The sequence below is a fragment of the Lysobacter sp. H23M47 genome, from assembly GCF_015209765.1.
Lineage (GTDB): Bacteria > Pseudomonadota > Gammaproteobacteria > Xanthomonadales > Xanthomonadaceae > Novilysobacter > Novilysobacter avium.
Window position 1 is genome coordinate 1,498,375 of sequence record NZ_CP063658.1, and the last position, 13,942, is coordinate 1,512,316.

The following is a 13,942-nucleotide window of genomic DNA, read 5'->3' on the forward strand; positions in this document are numbered from 1 at the left end:
GTGCTGGGCGCACCGTTGAGGGCTTGCGGCCGGCAAGGCGTTTCCCCTAGCCTGCCGGTCCCGCCACTGCGGCGCACCGCGCTTGAGAATCCCATGGAAATTGCCGACCGCCGTGTTGCGACGGTGCACTACACGCTGACCGTCGACGACGGCACGCTGGTCCATTCGTCCTACGCAGTGGAGCCTCTGGTCTATCTGCATGGTGCTGGCAAGCTCATGCCCGGGCTGGAGAAAGCGCTCGCTGGCAGGAAGCCGGGAGATCGACTGAAGGCTGTGGTGCCGCCCGAGGAAGGCTACGGGCCCCGCCACGAACACCTGGTCCAGACCGTTCCGCTTTCCGCATTCGAGGACCTGGACATGCTGAAGACGGGCGCAAAGTTCCTGACGGAAACCGCGCAGGGTCCGGTGCTTGCCACGGTCCTGAAGGTGGATGGGGAACGGATCACCGTCGATGGCAACCACGAACTGTCCGGCAAGACGCTGCACTTCGACCTGCGCGTGGTGGATGTTCGCGAAGCGACGCTCGGCGAGTTGACCAAGGGCGACGTCGACAGCAACTGATTCAGCCGGGTGAGCGGCCAGGGTTGCGCTCCTGCCACGCGGCCAGCAGCTCCCTGTAATGCTGCACCTCGTCCGCGTAGACATCGTGGACGCAACTGTCGCAGCCGCTGTCGCAGCACTCCATCGGGAGTGGGCGCTCGGGCTCTACCGGCGGCGGGTCCTCCGGTGCGACCGGGGTCCGAAGCGGCAGGAGCTCGAGCCGCTCGTCGTTTTCAGTAGTCGGCTTGCTCACAACAGCCATTCTATCGGCAGCGCTTCCATCCCCCTGACCGCCGCGTTCAGCCAGAAGCCATTGCCCGGCTCCTCCGTCAGAACGCGGTCGTCATCCTTGTTGTCGCCCTGCTCGACCCAAACCAGCTTGCCATGCGTCCCCCGTCGCACCAGCCACGCGCTGGCGGGGACGAGTTGCTTGAACCTGTCGGCAACGCCCGACGCGATCGCGGTGCTCTCCACCACCAGCCCCATCTCGGTATTGAGGTTGGCCGAGCGCGGGTCGAAATTGAACGAACCGATGAAGGCGCGGCGACGGTCGGCAGCGAACACCTTTGCATGCAGGCTGGACGCCGAGCTGCCGGTGAGCTTGCGCCGCACTATCGGCACATCCGCCGTTTCCGGCTTCATCTCGTAAAGGGTGATGCCCGCATCCAGCAGCGGTTTGCGGCGTTTGGCGTAGCCGGCGTGGACCGCCGTCACGTCCGTGGCGGCGAGCGAGTTGGTCAGCACCGTCACCTTTACGCCCTCTCCGGCCAGCCCGGCCAGATAGTCGACCCCGAATGCAGTAGGCACGAAGTAGGCCGAGATAATCTGCAATTCCGCGTCGGGGGTCCCGATGACCTGCTGCAGTCGCTCCGAGAGCAGGCTCTCGCGCGGCGCGCGCCCGAGCCCCTTGGCCGGATCATCGCTGAGCAGCTGCACCGGCACCCATTCCAGGCCGAGGTCGCCGCTCGCCAGGGCCTGCAGATAGGGTGAATCATCCAGCGCACGCAGATACGCACGCGCGGCCGGATCGCGCTCCACCACCGACGCCGCGGCAGCGAGCGCATCAAGCGCCCCCGGCGGTGCTGCGGGCACCAGCCCCCGCAGCGGATAGGAGGACTCGCTCGCCCAGTAGAGATCGAAGTCGCGGGATACCTCGTCCACCACCGGTCCCACCGCCAGCACGTCCAGATCGACGAAGAGCACGCCATCGCCGGCATCGAAGTACTCGTCGCCGACATTTCGCCCGCCCATGATCGTGGCCTGGTTGTCTGCGGTGAAGGACTTGTTGTGCATGCGCCGGTTCAGGCGCGCAAAATCGGTGAGGTAATCCAGCCAGCGCCAGTTCCTGTGCGGGAAGGGGTTGAACAGCCGCACTTCGATCAGCGGGTGGGTATCCAGCGTTGCCAGCAGCGGATCGAGCCCCGGCGTGTTGTTGTCGTCCAGCAGCAGCCGGACCCGGACACCACGGTCCGCGGCCCGGTGCAGTGCCTCCAGCAACAAGGTCCCCGACATGTCGTTGCGCCAGATGTAGTACTGGACATCCAGTGTCCGCTCCGCGCCTTCCGCCAGCGCAACCCGGGCCGCGAACGCGTCGTCGCCGCGCGACAACGGCAGCACGCCGGAAAGCCCGGGGTTTGCCCGCGCAAATGGCTGGATGCCCTTGCCCAGCAGCGTGTCGGCGGAGTCGGCAAGCCGCGCAGACTGCGACCGCCCCTCCAGAGAGGGGAGCCGTGAACTAATCGCCAGGGCCACGACCAGCAGCCCCAGCGTGGCGAGGATCGTCGGCCACCTGAATACGTGTCTTTTTCCGATCATGACCTCCCATTGTAGGAGGTCACGCGGCCCTCGCAGCGATCTGTCGGCTTACTCCGCCATCAATTGCATGATCGCCGGCACCGGCGCGTTGCCGTAGCTCAGGAAGCGGTTGTGGAAGGTCTTCAGGTCGAAGTCCTCGCCCAGCTGCTGCTTCTGCTGCTCGCGGAAGTCGTAGATTTCCGCGTAGCCGGTGAAGTACGAGGTCAGCTGGACCTGCGACAGGCGGACGCGGCGCCACTTGTTGACCGCCTCGGTCTCTTCCTGGAAGGCCTCGCGGCGCAGCAGGTCGAGCGCCTTGGCTTCGCTCAAGCCCTCCACGTGGACCTCGTAGTCCAGGATCGCATTGGTGACCACGCGCAGGTTCCACTTGCCGTACATCAGCCACATCTCCGGGGCCTGCTCGCCCCAGCCGGCTTCCAGCATCATCCGCTCGGCATAGACCGCCCAGCCTTCGATCATCGCGCCGTTGCCCACCAGGCTCTTGACCAGGCTCGGGCTCTTGTTGGCATGCAGCAGCTGGGTGTAGTGGCCCGGGATCGCCTCGTGGATGTTGAGGATCTGCAGGACCCAGTGGTTGTACTCGCGCAGGAAGCTCTCGGCCTGCTCGTCGCTGTAGTCATCCAGCGGGCTGACGTTGTAGTAGGTGTTGGCAGTCGGATTGAACGGGCCCGGCGCGCTGACCGAGGCGCCGGCGCCACCGCCGCGCATGTATTCGGGCGTCTCGCGGACCACCAGTGGACGGCTGGTGTCCTGGTCGAGCAGGTCGTGCTTGCGGACGAACTCTGCCAGCAGCGGGATCTGGCGCTTGATCTCGTCGAAGAACTCATCGCGCGCCACGTGCCGGGCTGAGAGCTTGTCGATCATCATCCCGATCCGCTGCAGGCGGTCGTCGGGCATCGCGGTACCGGCGAAGTACTTCGGCCACAGCTCCACGGTGATCTTGTCCATCTGCCCGTGCAGGCGGTTCTTCTCGTCCACCGCGCGCTGGTGCAATTGGGCGGCGGTGAAGTGCGACTGGATGTCGTAGGCGAACTTGCGCTCGTACTGCTCGGCGCCGATGCGGAAGGAGCGGGCCTTGCCGGCGGCGACCTGTTGGGCCTGCACGCCTTCCAGCCAGCCGGTCCATTCGCCGATCGCGGCGCGGGCCGTGTCGATGCGCGCGTTGAACGTGGCCTTTTCGGCGGCATTAAGACCCGAATCGGCGATCTGCTTGCGCAGCGGATCACCGAGCACGCTGAGCGACCCACGACCCTGCACGATCGCGAGTTCGACATGCTCCGCGGTCGGGTCGGCGATGTTGGCACGTGCGGCGGCGTAGTACTGCGGGACGTGCTCCAGCCGTGCCATGACGGTGCGCAGGCGCTCGTCCTCGTCGGCGTACGGAGTGTTGAGAAGCAGGCCGATGGGACCGGCGATGTTGTAGCGCGAGGGATTCCACTGCCAGTCGCGGAAGGTCTCCTGGTACCAGATGCTTGCCTCGTAGCGGTTCTTCAGCAGCATGTGGTCGATGCGCTGCGCCGGCGACAGTTGCGCCGGGTCGAACGCGGCCAGCTCCTGCAGCCCTGCCCTCGCGAATGCCAGATCGGCGGCGCGCTGTCGGGCGTCTGGAATGGTGAGCGTCGCCGCGTTGTCGTAGCGACCGGCGTAGATCGAAGATTCCGGACTGCGCTCCAGGCCGCGCATCAGCAGCGATTCGGCGACCTTCGCAAAATCCGCGTTCACGGTAGCCGCGTTGCTGCCCGCGTTTGCCGGGGATGTCTGGCACCCCGTCAGGAGGCCGGCGCCCAGCGCCAGGCTGGCAGCGATGATCAGGGAAAGGCTGGTCTTGCGCATACTGGTGCTCCGCATCGGCGTGCCGTCACCGGATGGGCAACGGCCAATCCAACATCGTAGCGGCCCCGGCACGCAGCGAACGTGCCGTTGGTCAGGCACGCGGGGCAAACACGCACAAAAAAAGACGGGCCTCAATGGCCCGCCTTCATTTTATTCCCTGCCTCAGTGGCCCGATGCGGGGTCGCTCTTCTCGCGGCTGTCAAAGATCGAGCTGTCCGCTTCACCCTTCACATTCAGGAAGCCGATCAGGCCCTTCTCGGCCCGCGACAGGGCGTGGTCGACGAGCAGGTAGCGGCCCGGATAGTCGACCTTGAACTCCACCATGGTCGCTCCGCCAGGCGGTACGATCGTGGTCTGGACATCGGTCAGCGGCGGGCTGGTGAAAGACGCCAGGTCGTAGACGCGGTCAAACACTTCACCGATCAGGTGGAAACTGGAGGTCAGGTTCGGACCGCCGACGCCGAAGAACATGCGCACGGTTTCGCCGACGTTCGCCTGCATGTCGAAGGTCTTGGTCAGCGCGTTCATGCTGCCGTTGAACATCAGGTGCTCTGGCCGCTCATCGAGCAGTTTCTCCACCGAGAACTCCTGCAGGCCGCTGGAGCCGTGCTTCTGCGCGGTGTAGAGCTCGCCCTGCATGACGTAGAACTCGCGGTCCACGCTCGGCAATCCGCCCTCGGGCTCGACCAGGATCATCCCGTACATGCCGTTGGAAATGTGCTGGGCGATCATCGGCGTGGCGCAGTGGTAGACGAACAGTCCGGGATGCAGCGCCTTGAAGGTAAAGCTCTTGGTCTGCCCCGGCGCGACCTGGGTCACCGCCGCGCCACCGCCCGGACCCGTGACGGCGTGGAAGTCGACCGAGTGGATGTTGATGCTGTCCTCGGCGTTCTTCAGGTTGATGGTGACGGTATCGCCCTTTCTGATCCGCAGCAGCGGGCCGGGCACCGTGTTGTCAAAGGTCCAGTAGCGGTAGGTGCTGCCGTCCGAAAGCTGGCCTTCGACCTCGGTGGTGAGCAGGTCGTAGGTGATGTGCTTGGCCGCGCGGTCGCCAACCGGCTCGCCGACCTGGTAGGGGTCCTTGGCCACGTCCACGGCGGTGCTCACGACGTCGGCGACATCGCCCACTGTCAGCTTGCCGAACATGCCCGCCGCCTTGTGACCGGGGATTGTGCATACATATTCGAACGCGCCCGCCTTGCCGGCGCGGAACACGATGGTGGTCGATGAGCCTTCACCAACCAGCTGGTCGGAATGGGCATCGAATGCCGGAACGGAGATGTCGTGCATCGCCCCGTCGCCATTGACCACGGTGATCGCGACCACCGCTCCTTCGGGCACTTTCAGTTCCGGATTCACCTGATCCTTGATCGCGCCAGCGTTGCCGACGAACACCAACTGTCCGTTGTCGATCGCGGTGCGCAAGGTAAAGGTGACGTCCGCCACCGGGGTGACGTCGGCCGAACGTGCGGCGATGGCCTGCGGCACAAACCCGGCAGCTCCGGCCAGGGCGAACAGCAACACCAGCTCTTTCATTCCAGTCTTCCTTCCAGTCAGCAAAATGCTTCGTTGGCCGGCACGATAGACAGTGCGTGACCACCCCTCCATGACGTGGGTCAAGCCAAACCAAACGCAACCGTATGTTGGTCTTCACTGCCGTAGGAAAACCGATGCGGCCAACGCAAAACCGCCCCGGATCCGGGGCGGCGGAAAGGAACACGGAGTGTTTTGCGTGGCCCGGATCAGTCCGCACCCGGGTACAGGCTGTGCGGCGTTCGATTCGTCGTCGCTGAAGCGCCTGATGGCTTCACAGGCTCAGTCGTGCGTCAACGGCTCCAGGTCTTCGTGGTCAAAGGTGGCCTCGTAGTCGTTCACCACCGAGACCAGGCGGGGTACGCCTTCGGCCGATGCGGGGTCTTCGCGCAGTGCCGTCGCCGCGCCCATCATCTCCCCGATCATCACGTGCAGCACGGCGTCGGGCTCGGGTTCCAGTTGGCAGTTGGCGATCATGTAGTTCACGTTGTCCTGGACGGAGGCGGCCAGCGCTTCGGCGTCCGCCGCTTGCAGGCGGGACTCGTGGTAGGCCGGCAGGTTCTTGGCGACGTCATCGCGGATCCCGCTCATGGCCTTGCGCAGTGGCGCATCGGTCTCCCAGCGCTGTCCTTCGGCAAGCACCGGCCGCGGGCCGTGCTCGTCATGGGCATCGTGCGCGTCAGCCGCGACCGGCGCCTCGCTTTGGGTGGTCGGGGGAGTGTCGGCTTGCGCCGGGGGCGCTGGATCGCTTCCGCACGCCGCAACGGCGAGGGCGAGAAGGGCTGAGGCGACGCCGGCATATAGAGAGTTGCGTTTCATGAACTGTCTCCTGTAAATGACCTCCCTACCGTAACGTCTCCCGCGTGCACGGCCTTGATCCTTGTCATGGCGTTTCGCGATCTCTGGTCCCCGAACGCCATGCGTTCAGGGTGAGGCAGTGTGTTCCTGTTGGCTTCCAGGCCTTCGAGTAAAATCGAGGTGACCCCCGAAAGCTTTCCTCCGAGGCAACCGTGACCCAACGCATCCTCCACCCCGGCCTGGCCGACAAGATCATGAGTCCGGCGCAGGCGGCTGAACTGATCCAGCCCGGCATGACCGTCGCCATGAGCGGATTCACCGGCGCCGGCTACCCCAAGGCGGTTCCGCAGGCGTTGGCCGCCCGCATGGAGACCGCAGCGGCGGCAGGCCATCCCTTCAAGATCAAGGTCCTCACCGGTGCGTCCACGGCACCCGAACTGGACGGCGCGCTGGCCCGCGTGGAAGGCATGGAGTTGCGCCTGCCCTACCAGTCCGACCCGGCCGTGCGCGAGCGCATCAACGCCGGCAACCTGGAATACATCGACATCCACCTGAGCCACGTTGCCCAGCACACGTGGTTCGGGTTTTTCGGCAAGATCGATGTGGCGGTGGTGGAGGTCTCCGGCATCCGCGCGGACGGCAGCCTGATTCCGTCGTCGTCGGTGGGCAACAACATGACCTGGCTCGAACGGGCAGACAAGGTCATCCTGGAGGTCAACCGCTGGCAGCCCGAGGCGCTGGCGGGCATGCACGACATCTATTACGGCACTGCCCTGCCCCCGGACCGCAAGCCGATCCCGCTGCTGCATCCCGATGACCGCATCGGCCAGCCCTGGTTCCGTCTGGACCAGGACAAGGTCATCGCCGTGGTTGAGACCAACGACCCGGACCGCAACTCGCCATTCAACCCACCCGATGAAGCGTCGCAGCGGATCGCCGGCCACCTGCTGGATTTCCTCGGCCGCGAGGTCAAGCGCGGCCGGCTGACCGACAAGCTGCTGCCGCTGCAGTCGGGCGTTGGCAACATCGCCAACGCGGTGCTGGCGGGACTGGCGACCGGCGGTTACACCGGACTCTCGGCCTACACCGAGGTCATCCAGGACGGCATGCTGCAGCTGATCAAGGAGGGCGTTCTGCGGATGGCATCGGCCACCTCGTTCTCGCTCAGCCCGGCCGGGATCGAGGAGTTCAACGCCAATGTCGATTTCTATTCCAGGCGCATCCTGCTGCGTCCGCAGGAGATCTCCAACCACCCGGAGATCATCCGGCGGCTCGGCTGCATCGCCATGAACGGCATGATCGAGGCGGACATCTACGGCAACGTCAACTCGACCCACATCGCCGGCAGCCAGATCATGAACGGCATCGGTGGCTCGGGCGACTTCGCGCGCAACAGCTACCTGTCGGTTTTCATGGCACCCAGCACGGCCAAGGGCGGCAAGATCTCCGGGATCGTGCCGATGGTCAGCCACGTGGACCACACCGAGCACGACACGATGGTCGTGGTCACCGACCAGGGCCTCGCGGACCTGCGCGGCCTGGCGCCCAAGCAGCGCGCGCGGGTCATCATCGAGAACTGCGTCCACCCGGACTTCAAGCCGATGCTGCAGGACTACTTCGACCGCGCCTGCCGCGACAGCTACGCCAAGCACACCCCGCATCTGCTGCCCGAGGCCTTGTCGTGGCACCAGCGCTTTATCGATACGGGCAGCATGCTGCCCTGACGGCTGACGGCTGACGCAATTTGACTCGTGTCAGCGGCCTGCGCGGGCCTCCGCCCGCTTGCAGGCGGCCGCGGTAAACAGGACATCGGTGGAGGAGTTCAGCGCGGTCTCGGCCGAGTCCTGCACCACGCCGACAATGAATCCGATCGCGACGACGCGCATGGCCAGGTCGTCGGATATGCCGAACAGTCCGGCGGCAAGCGGGATCAGGAGCAGCGAGCCGCCCGGTACACCTGAGGCTCCGCACGCCGCGACCGCGGCGACCACGCTGAGCAGCAGCGCGGTCGGCATGTCCACCGGGATTCCCAGGGTGTGCACCGCTGCCAGCGTCAGCACGGTGATGGTGATCGCCGCGCCGGCCATGTTGATGGTCGCCCCGATTGGGATCGAGACCGCATAGGTTTCGCGATGCAGGCCCATCTTCCGGCACAGCTCCATATTGATCGGAATGTTTGCCGCCGAGCTGCGGGTGAAGAACGCGGTAATTCCGCTCTCGCGCAGGCAGCGCAGGACCAGAGGATAAGGATTGCTGCGGATGACCAGGGCCACGATCAGTGGGTTGGCTACCAGGGCAACAAACAACATGCATCCCAGCAGCACGGCCAACAGCTGCGCGTAATCAAGCAATGTCGACAGTCCCGTGGCGGCAATCGTCTCGGCGACCAGGCCGAAGATCCCTATTGGCGCCAGCTGGATGACGGCGCGGACCAGCCGCGTCACTGCATCCGACAGGTCCGCAAGAGCCGTGCGGGTGCTGTCGGCAGAGTAGCGCAGCGCGACGCCAAGACCGACGGCCCAGGCCAGGATGCCGATGTAATTGCCCGCCTGCAGCGCGTGGATCGGATTGTCTACGAGCTGCAGCAGGAGGTTGCGCAGCACCTCGCCGATACCGCCCGGAGGGCTGAGATCGCCTGCGCCGGCGACGCCCAGGTGCAGCGTTACAGGGAACATGAAGCTGGCTGCCACCGCGACCATCGCGGCAGCGAGCGTGCCGACCAGGTACATCACCAGGATGGGACGGATATGGGTCTTCTGGCCCTGGCGGTGGTTGGCGATGGACGCGGCCACCAGCACCAGCACCAGAATCGGCGCGACCGCTTTGAGTGCCGAGACGAACACGGTGCCCAGCAGGCCGACCGCCATCGCCGCCGAGGGCGCAAGCAGCGCAAGCAGCGTGCCGGCGATCAGTCCGATCACGATCCGCAGCACCAGGCTGGTTTGGGTCCACCGAGCCAGCAGGCCTTGCGACGCCTTTCCGGGGAGCGACGGTGGCAGACGGTTGTCGGGAGGGCTGGGTTCGGTCATGGCGTGAGGTCCGGGGGCGGAAGGCGTTCGTACCGGCAACAACAAGCGCCGCGCACGAAGCATCGATTGTCGCCGACCGCGCCGATGATTTGGCCGTTTGCGGGTAAATCGTGATCACGGTTACACGCAGCACGCGCCCGCACCCCACTCGCAGATCGAATGATCCACGTCATTGCTCCCGACGCCCGCGCAGACGAGGATGGCTGCCTCAGCCGCGCTTGCGGCGGTTAAAGCGAGGAGTCCATGTCCAAACACGGCGAGTACAAGGAGCCCGGCGGGAAGCTGGTGGTGGTCGACCTGGCGGTTTCGGACGGATTGCTGACGGAAGTTCGCGTGAGCGGCGACTTCTTCCTGGAGCCCGATTCTGCGCTGGACGTGATCAACACCGCCCTGTCCGGCACCCGCGCCGACGCCGGCGTTGATGCCTGGACAACGACCGTCCATACCGCTTTGGGCGATGGCACCTCGCTGTACGGCATCAGCCCGAAGGGCGTCGCCATCGCAGTGGATCGCGCGCTCAACGGGGAGCGCACGCCATGAGCCGGACCGAATGGCACGAGCACGACTGGCAACTGATCCACACCGAAGCACAGTCGCCGGCGATGCACATGGCGCTGGACGAAGTGTTGACCAATGAGGTGTCCGCCGGTCGGCGCCGCCCCACCTTGCGGGTGTGGGAATGGGCCGATCCCGCGGTCGTCATCGGCCGCTTCCAGTCCCTGCGCAATGAGGTCGACAGCGCCGCGGCTACTGGTCACGGCATCCAGGTGGTGCGGCGTATCAGCGGCGGCGGCGCGATGTTCATCGAGCCGGGCAACACCATCACCTACTCCATCTGCGGCCCGCTCTCGCTGGTCGAGGGCTTGTCGTTCCAGCAGTCCTATGAGTTGATGGACCGCTGGGTGATCGAGGCGCTGGGCGAACTGGGCGTAGCGGCGAGCTACCAGCCCCTAAACGACATCACCTCCCCGGCCGGCAAGATCGCGGGGGCCGCGCAGGCGCGCAAGGGCAACGCCGTGCTCCACCACGTGACCATGGCCTACGACATCGACACCAACAAAATGCTGGAGGTGTTGCGGATCGGGCGCGAGAAGCTCTCCGACAAGGGCACCGCGAGCGCAGCCAAGAGGGTCGACCCCCTGCGCAGCCAGACCGGATTGCCGCGCGGGGACGTCATCCAACGCATGATCTCCACCTTCCGCTGCAACCACGGCCTGCGTGACGACCACCTCACCCCGGACGAACTGGGCCAGGCGATGCAACTGGCAAACGACAAGTTCCAAACCCCGGAGTGGACCGCGGTGGTTCCCTGAGCACTGGAATTTTCACGCATTGCAGGGTTTGCCGCTGCTACGGTCGCCACAGGCCAAACGCGAGGAAACGAGCATGAAAACAGCAACGATGTCCTCATTGTGGTGGCGCGCCCTGATCGGGCTGACGCTTGTTTCCCTGCTTGCCGCCTGCGCGACGGGACCGCGGATCCGCACCGACGCCGATCCGACCGCCGACTTCTCCCAGTACCGCACCTACGGGTTCTATCAGCCTCTGGCCATGGAGCAATCCGGCTACACCACCTACCTGTCGGATCACATCAAGAACGCGGTGCGCCGGGAAATGGACGCGCGCGGCTACCGGTTCAGCCCCGACAAGGCCGACCTGCTGGTCAACTTCCAGGGCGTGATCCGGGAAAAAACGGATGTCTACGACATTCCGCGCTCGGACATCCAGTACTTCTACAGCTACCGGGCCCGTGCCTACTACGCCTATCCGGTCTGGTATGACGAGACCCGCGTGAACCAGTACACGGAAGGCACGCTGACCGTGGATCTGGTCGACGCGGCCCGCAACCGGCTGGTATGGAGCGGCGACGCGATCGGTCGGGTGACCCAGAAGACCCCGCAGGAACGCGTGGCCTCCTCGGATCAGGCGATCAGTGCCATTTTTGCCAAGTATCCGTACCGCGGCGCGCCCTGAGGGACACGTCGAAGTTCCGATCTACCTGCCGCCCCCGCTGCGCCAGATTGACACCACCAGCCAGGCGCCGGCAATGGCGGCGCCCACGAAGCCCAGCAGTCCAAAGGCGGGCAGACCCAGCAGCGTGGGCCCTCCGCCCACCGTCAGCGTTATCGATGATCCGATGATCAGCGCGGCCAATACGACGCCGACCGTCAACCGGTTCGCCGAGTGGTTCAGTTGCGTGCCGAAGTCCTCCAGATGGTCGATATCCACGTGCAGCTTGATGTTGCCGCGTCGCGCGGAACGCAGCAGCCGGCGGATGTCGCGTGGCAAAACCGACATGATTTCAGCGGTGTCGGCGAGGGTCCGAATGCCGTCGCGCAGCAGGGTCGCCGGACGGTAGCGCTGCAGCATGGCCCGGCGCAGGAAGGGCGCCGCCTCGCTGGCCATGTCGAAATCCGGATCCAGACTGCGGCCGAGACCCTCCAGGGTCACGAACACCTTGATCATCAGCGCCAGGTCGGCCGGCAGTGCCAGCCGGTTGGCGCGCAGCAGGACGGTCACGTCGATCAGCATCGTCGCCAGGTTGAGCTGGCCCAGCGCCACGCCGTGGTACTGGTCCACCAGCGCGTCCACGTCCAGCGCCATCTGCGACTCGTCCGCGTTGGGCTGGGTTGCCCACTCCAGCATCACGTCGGTGACGCGCGCGGCGTCGCGCATCACCAGTGCATCCAGCAGCCCGACCACCTGGTTGCGACGGGCATCCGACAGGCGCCCCACCATGCCGTAGTCAATCAACGCGATGCGATTGCCGGGCAGCACGAACACATTCCCCGGGTGAGGGTCGGCGTGGAAAAAGCCGTCCTCGAACATCATCTTCAACACCGCGTTCGCGCCGCGCCGGGCGATCAGCTTACGGTCCAGCCCGGCTGCATCGACCGCCGCCATGTTCGACAGCGACACGCCGTCGACAAAGTCCTGCACGTTCATCCGCGGACCCGTGTACTGCCAATGCACGGCGGGAACCACGATTTCATCGGACCCGGCGAAGCTGGCGGCGATGCGCTCGGCGTGACGGCACTCGGCCGCCAGGTCGAGCTCACGGCCCAGCGATACCTTGAACTGGCGGACCATCGCGCTGGGCTGGAACTGGCGCAGTTCCTCGAAGCGCGCTTCCATCGCCTGCGCCGCGCGCTGCAACAGGCGCATGTCCGCTTCCACGACCGGCTTGATGCCGGGGCGGCGCACCTTGACCACGACTTCCGTGCCGTCGTGCAGGCGCGCGCGATGGACCTGTGCAATCGATGCGGCCGCCAACGGCGTCCGGTCCAGCCATGCGAACACGGCCTCGGGCGACGCGCCCAGGTCCTCCAGCATCTGCTGGCGGATGAGCTCGTACGGCACTTCCGGTGCCTGGTTCTGCAGCTTGCCGAACTCGGTGATCCATTCGGGTGGAAACAGGTCCACGCGGGTCGCCAACACCTGGCCCAGCTTGACGAAGCTCGGACCCATTTCCTCCAGCGCTTGGCGCACCCGCACCGGCGTGGGCAGCGCAACCAGTTCCTCCATGTGGCCCAGCGGCAGCACCCGCCCTGCCCTTGCAAGAACTGGAGCCAGTCCGAGTCGTCCGACCATGTCGCCGAATCCGTAGCGGATCAGTATCGAGGCGATCTCGTACACCCGCCCCAGGTCTCTGGTAGCGCTGAGTCCTTCCCACAACATGCGTGTAACTCCGGTTGTCCGCGGGACGCCGCGGCGCTCAGATGATGTGCGCCACTACCGCGATGTAGTGGCACAGGCTGCCTGCGAGGACAAACATGTGCCATATCGCATGCGAGTATTTCAGCGCCGGCCGGTGGTAGAAAACGGTGCCGGCGGTGTAGAAAATGCCGCCCGCCAGCAGCCAGCCCAGCGTCCAGCCATCCAGCGCGCCCCACATCGGTTTGATCGCCACCAGCACCAGCCAGCCCATCGCGATGTAGATCATCGTGGACAGTCGCTTGTAGCGGCCGGTGAGGAACAGCTTGAACACCACACCCGCTGCTGCCAGGGTCCAGATCACCCCAAAAAGCCACCAGCCCCATGGACCGCGCAGGCCGATCAGAGTGAACGGTGTGTAGGTGCCGGCGATCAGCAGGTAGATCGCGCAGTGATCGAGCACCTTCAGCCTGGCCTTCGCCACCGGGTGGCGCGCCGCGTGATAAAGGGTCGAGGCGATGTAGAGGAGCAGCAGGCACGCACCGAACACGATCGCGCTCGCCAGCTGCCATGCATCTCCCCATATCGCAGCCAGGGTGATGAGGACGGCGCCGCCGGCAAGCGCGGCAGTCGCGCCAAGCCCGTGGGTCAGCGCGTTGGCAAACTCCTCGGATGCCGGCACCGGCGGCGACGTGGAAGAAGAGTCGGTGGGTGAGCTTGCACGCATGCCGGCAATGCTA

General features: G+C 65.5%; 13 protein-coding genes. 5 read left to right on the forward strand and 8 right to left on the reverse strand.

The window, feature by feature from the left end; translation table 11 throughout:
* Window positions 1–93 precede the first annotated feature (93 nt).
* Window positions 94–561, forward strand: coding sequence for a peptidylprolyl isomerase (locus INQ43_RS06810; RefSeq protein ID WP_194035951.1), 468 nt, complete (start codon window positions 94–96; stop codon window positions 559–561).
* A 1-nt stretch (window position 562) separates the two neighbouring features.
* Here the strand turns inward: INQ43_RS06810 and INQ43_RS06815 are convergent, their stop codons facing one another.
* The 5 genes from INQ43_RS06815 to INQ43_RS06835 all read right to left on the reverse strand — a co-directional run bounded on the left by INQ43_RS06815 (window position 563) and on the right by INQ43_RS06835 (window position 6,540).
* Window positions 563–751 (reverse strand): oxidoreductase-like domain-containing protein, encoded by a 189-nt coding sequence (locus INQ43_RS06815; RefSeq protein ID WP_228062676.1) that lies wholly within the window; start codon window positions 749–751, stop codon window positions 563–565.
* 38 nt (window positions 752–789) lie between these two features.
* Window positions 790–2,355: a phospholipase D family protein gene (locus INQ43_RS06820; protein WP_194035953.1), complete on the reverse strand. Its 1,566-nt coding sequence runs from the start codon at window positions 2,353–2,355 to the stop codon at window positions 790–792.
* Window positions 2,356–2,403: 48 nt separating this feature from the next.
* Window positions 2,404–4,188, reverse strand: a complete 1,785-nt coding sequence (locus tag INQ43_RS06825; protein ID WP_194035954.1) for a DUF885 domain-containing protein — start codon at window positions 4,186–4,188, stop codon at window positions 2,404–2,406.
* A 162-nt stretch (window positions 4,189–4,350) separates the two neighbouring features.
* Window positions 4,351–5,724 (reverse strand): copper-containing nitrite reductase, encoded by a 1,374-nt coding sequence (nirK, locus tag INQ43_RS06830; RefSeq protein WP_194035955.1) that lies wholly within the window; start codon window positions 5,722–5,724, stop codon window positions 4,351–4,353.
* A gap of 279 nt (window positions 5,725–6,003) precedes the next feature.
* Window positions 6,004–6,540 (reverse strand): hypothetical protein, encoded by a 537-nt coding sequence (locus INQ43_RS06835; RefSeq protein ID WP_194033613.1) that lies wholly within the window; start codon window positions 6,538–6,540, stop codon window positions 6,004–6,006.
* A 233-nt stretch (window positions 6,541–6,773) separates the two neighbouring features.
* Here INQ43_RS06835 and INQ43_RS06840 point away from each other — a divergent pair, with 233 nt between their 5' ends.
* Entirely contained in the window at window positions 6,774–8,243 is a 1,470-nt protein-coding gene (locus INQ43_RS06840; RefSeq protein WP_194037601.1) for an acetyl-CoA hydrolase/transferase family protein, read from the forward strand.
* A gap of 30 nt (window positions 8,244–8,273) precedes the next feature.
* On the opposite strand, the gene sstT is transcribed toward INQ43_RS06840, so the two are convergent.
* Window positions 8,274–9,548: a serine/threonine transporter SstT gene (gene sstT, locus INQ43_RS06845; protein ID WP_194035956.1), complete on the reverse strand. Its 1,275-nt coding sequence runs from the start codon at window positions 9,546–9,548 to the stop codon at window positions 8,274–8,276.
* A gap of 243 nt (window positions 9,549–9,791) precedes the next feature.
* Here sstT and INQ43_RS06850 point away from each other — a divergent pair, with 243 nt between their 5' ends.
* The 3 genes from INQ43_RS06850 (at window position 9,792) to INQ43_RS06860 (ending at window position 11,522) form a co-directional block, all read left to right on the forward strand.
* Window positions 9,792–10,088: a biotin--protein ligase gene (locus INQ43_RS06850; RefSeq protein ID WP_194033615.1), complete on the forward strand. Its 297-nt coding sequence runs from the start codon at window positions 9,792–9,794 to the stop codon at window positions 10,086–10,088.
* Window positions 10,085–10,861, forward strand: a complete 777-nt coding sequence (locus INQ43_RS06855; protein ID WP_194035957.1) for a biotin/lipoate A/B protein ligase family protein — start codon at window positions 10,085–10,087, stop codon at window positions 10,859–10,861. Before INQ43_RS06850 ends, INQ43_RS06855 begins: the two co-directional genes overlap by 4 nt.
* A 73-nt stretch (window positions 10,862–10,934) precedes the next feature.
* Window positions 10,935–11,522 carry a DUF4136 domain-containing protein gene (locus INQ43_RS06860; RefSeq protein WP_228062423.1) on the forward strand — a complete coding sequence of 196 codons (588 nt, stop codon included), beginning with the start codon at window positions 10,935–10,937 and terminating at the stop codon, window positions 11,520–11,522.
* A gap of 21 nt (window positions 11,523–11,543) precedes the next feature.
* On the opposite strand, the gene INQ43_RS06865 is transcribed toward INQ43_RS06860, so the two are convergent.
* Window positions 11,544–13,226, reverse strand: coding sequence for an AarF/UbiB family protein (locus tag INQ43_RS06865; protein ID WP_194035958.1), 1,683 nt, complete (start codon window positions 13,224–13,226; stop codon window positions 11,544–11,546).
* A 37-nt stretch (window positions 13,227–13,263) separates the two neighbouring features.
* A complete protein-coding gene (locus INQ43_RS06870; RefSeq protein WP_194035959.1) occupies window positions 13,264–13,929 on the reverse strand; it encodes a hemolysin III family protein in 666 nt (221 codons plus the stop codon).
* Window positions 13,930–13,942: the final 13 nt, after the last annotated feature.

Bases quoted from the DNA above. Each gene is read 5' to 3' on its own strand.
- INQ43_RS06810 (WP_194035951.1), top strand. From the start codon at position 94: ATGGAAATTGCCGACCGCCGTGTTGCGACGGTGCACTACACGCTGACC.
- INQ43_RS06820 (WP_194035953.1), bottom strand. From the start codon at position 2,355: ATGATCGGAAAAAGACACGTATTCAGGTGGCCGACGATCCTCGCCACG.
- INQ43_RS06825 (WP_194035954.1), bottom strand. From the start codon at position 4,188: ATGCGCAAGACCAGCCTTTCCCTGATCATCGCTGCCAGCCTGGCGCTG.
- nirK (WP_194035955.1), bottom strand. From the start codon at position 5,724: ATGAAAGAGCTGGTGTTGCTGTTCGCCCTGGCCGGAGCTGCCGGGTTT.
- INQ43_RS06835 (WP_194033613.1), bottom strand. From the start codon at position 6,540: ATGAAACGCAACTCTCTATATGCCGGCGTCGCCTCAGCCCTTCTCGCC.
- INQ43_RS06840 (WP_194037601.1), top strand. From the start codon at position 6,774: ATGAGTCCGGCGCAGGCGGCTGAACTGATCCAGCCCGGCATGACCGTC.
- sstT (WP_194035956.1), bottom strand. From the start codon at position 9,548: ATGACCGAACCCAGCCCTCCCGACAACCGTCTGCCACCGTCGCTCCCC.
- INQ43_RS06850 (WP_194033615.1), top strand. From the start codon at position 9,792: ATGTCCAAACACGGCGAGTACAAGGAGCCCGGCGGGAAGCTGGTGGTG.
- INQ43_RS06855 (WP_194035957.1), top strand. From the start codon at position 10,085: ATGAGCCGGACCGAATGGCACGAGCACGACTGGCAACTGATCCACACC.
- INQ43_RS06860 (WP_228062423.1), top strand. From the start codon at position 10,935: ATGAAAACAGCAACGATGTCCTCATTGTGGTGGCGCGCCCTGATCGGG.
- INQ43_RS06865 (WP_194035958.1), bottom strand. From the start codon at position 13,226: ATGTTGTGGGAAGGACTCAGCGCTACCAGAGACCTGGGGCGGGTGTAC.
- INQ43_RS06870 (WP_194035959.1), bottom strand. From the start codon at position 13,929: ATGCGTGCAAGCTCACCCACCGACTCTTCTTCCACGTCGCCGCCGGTG.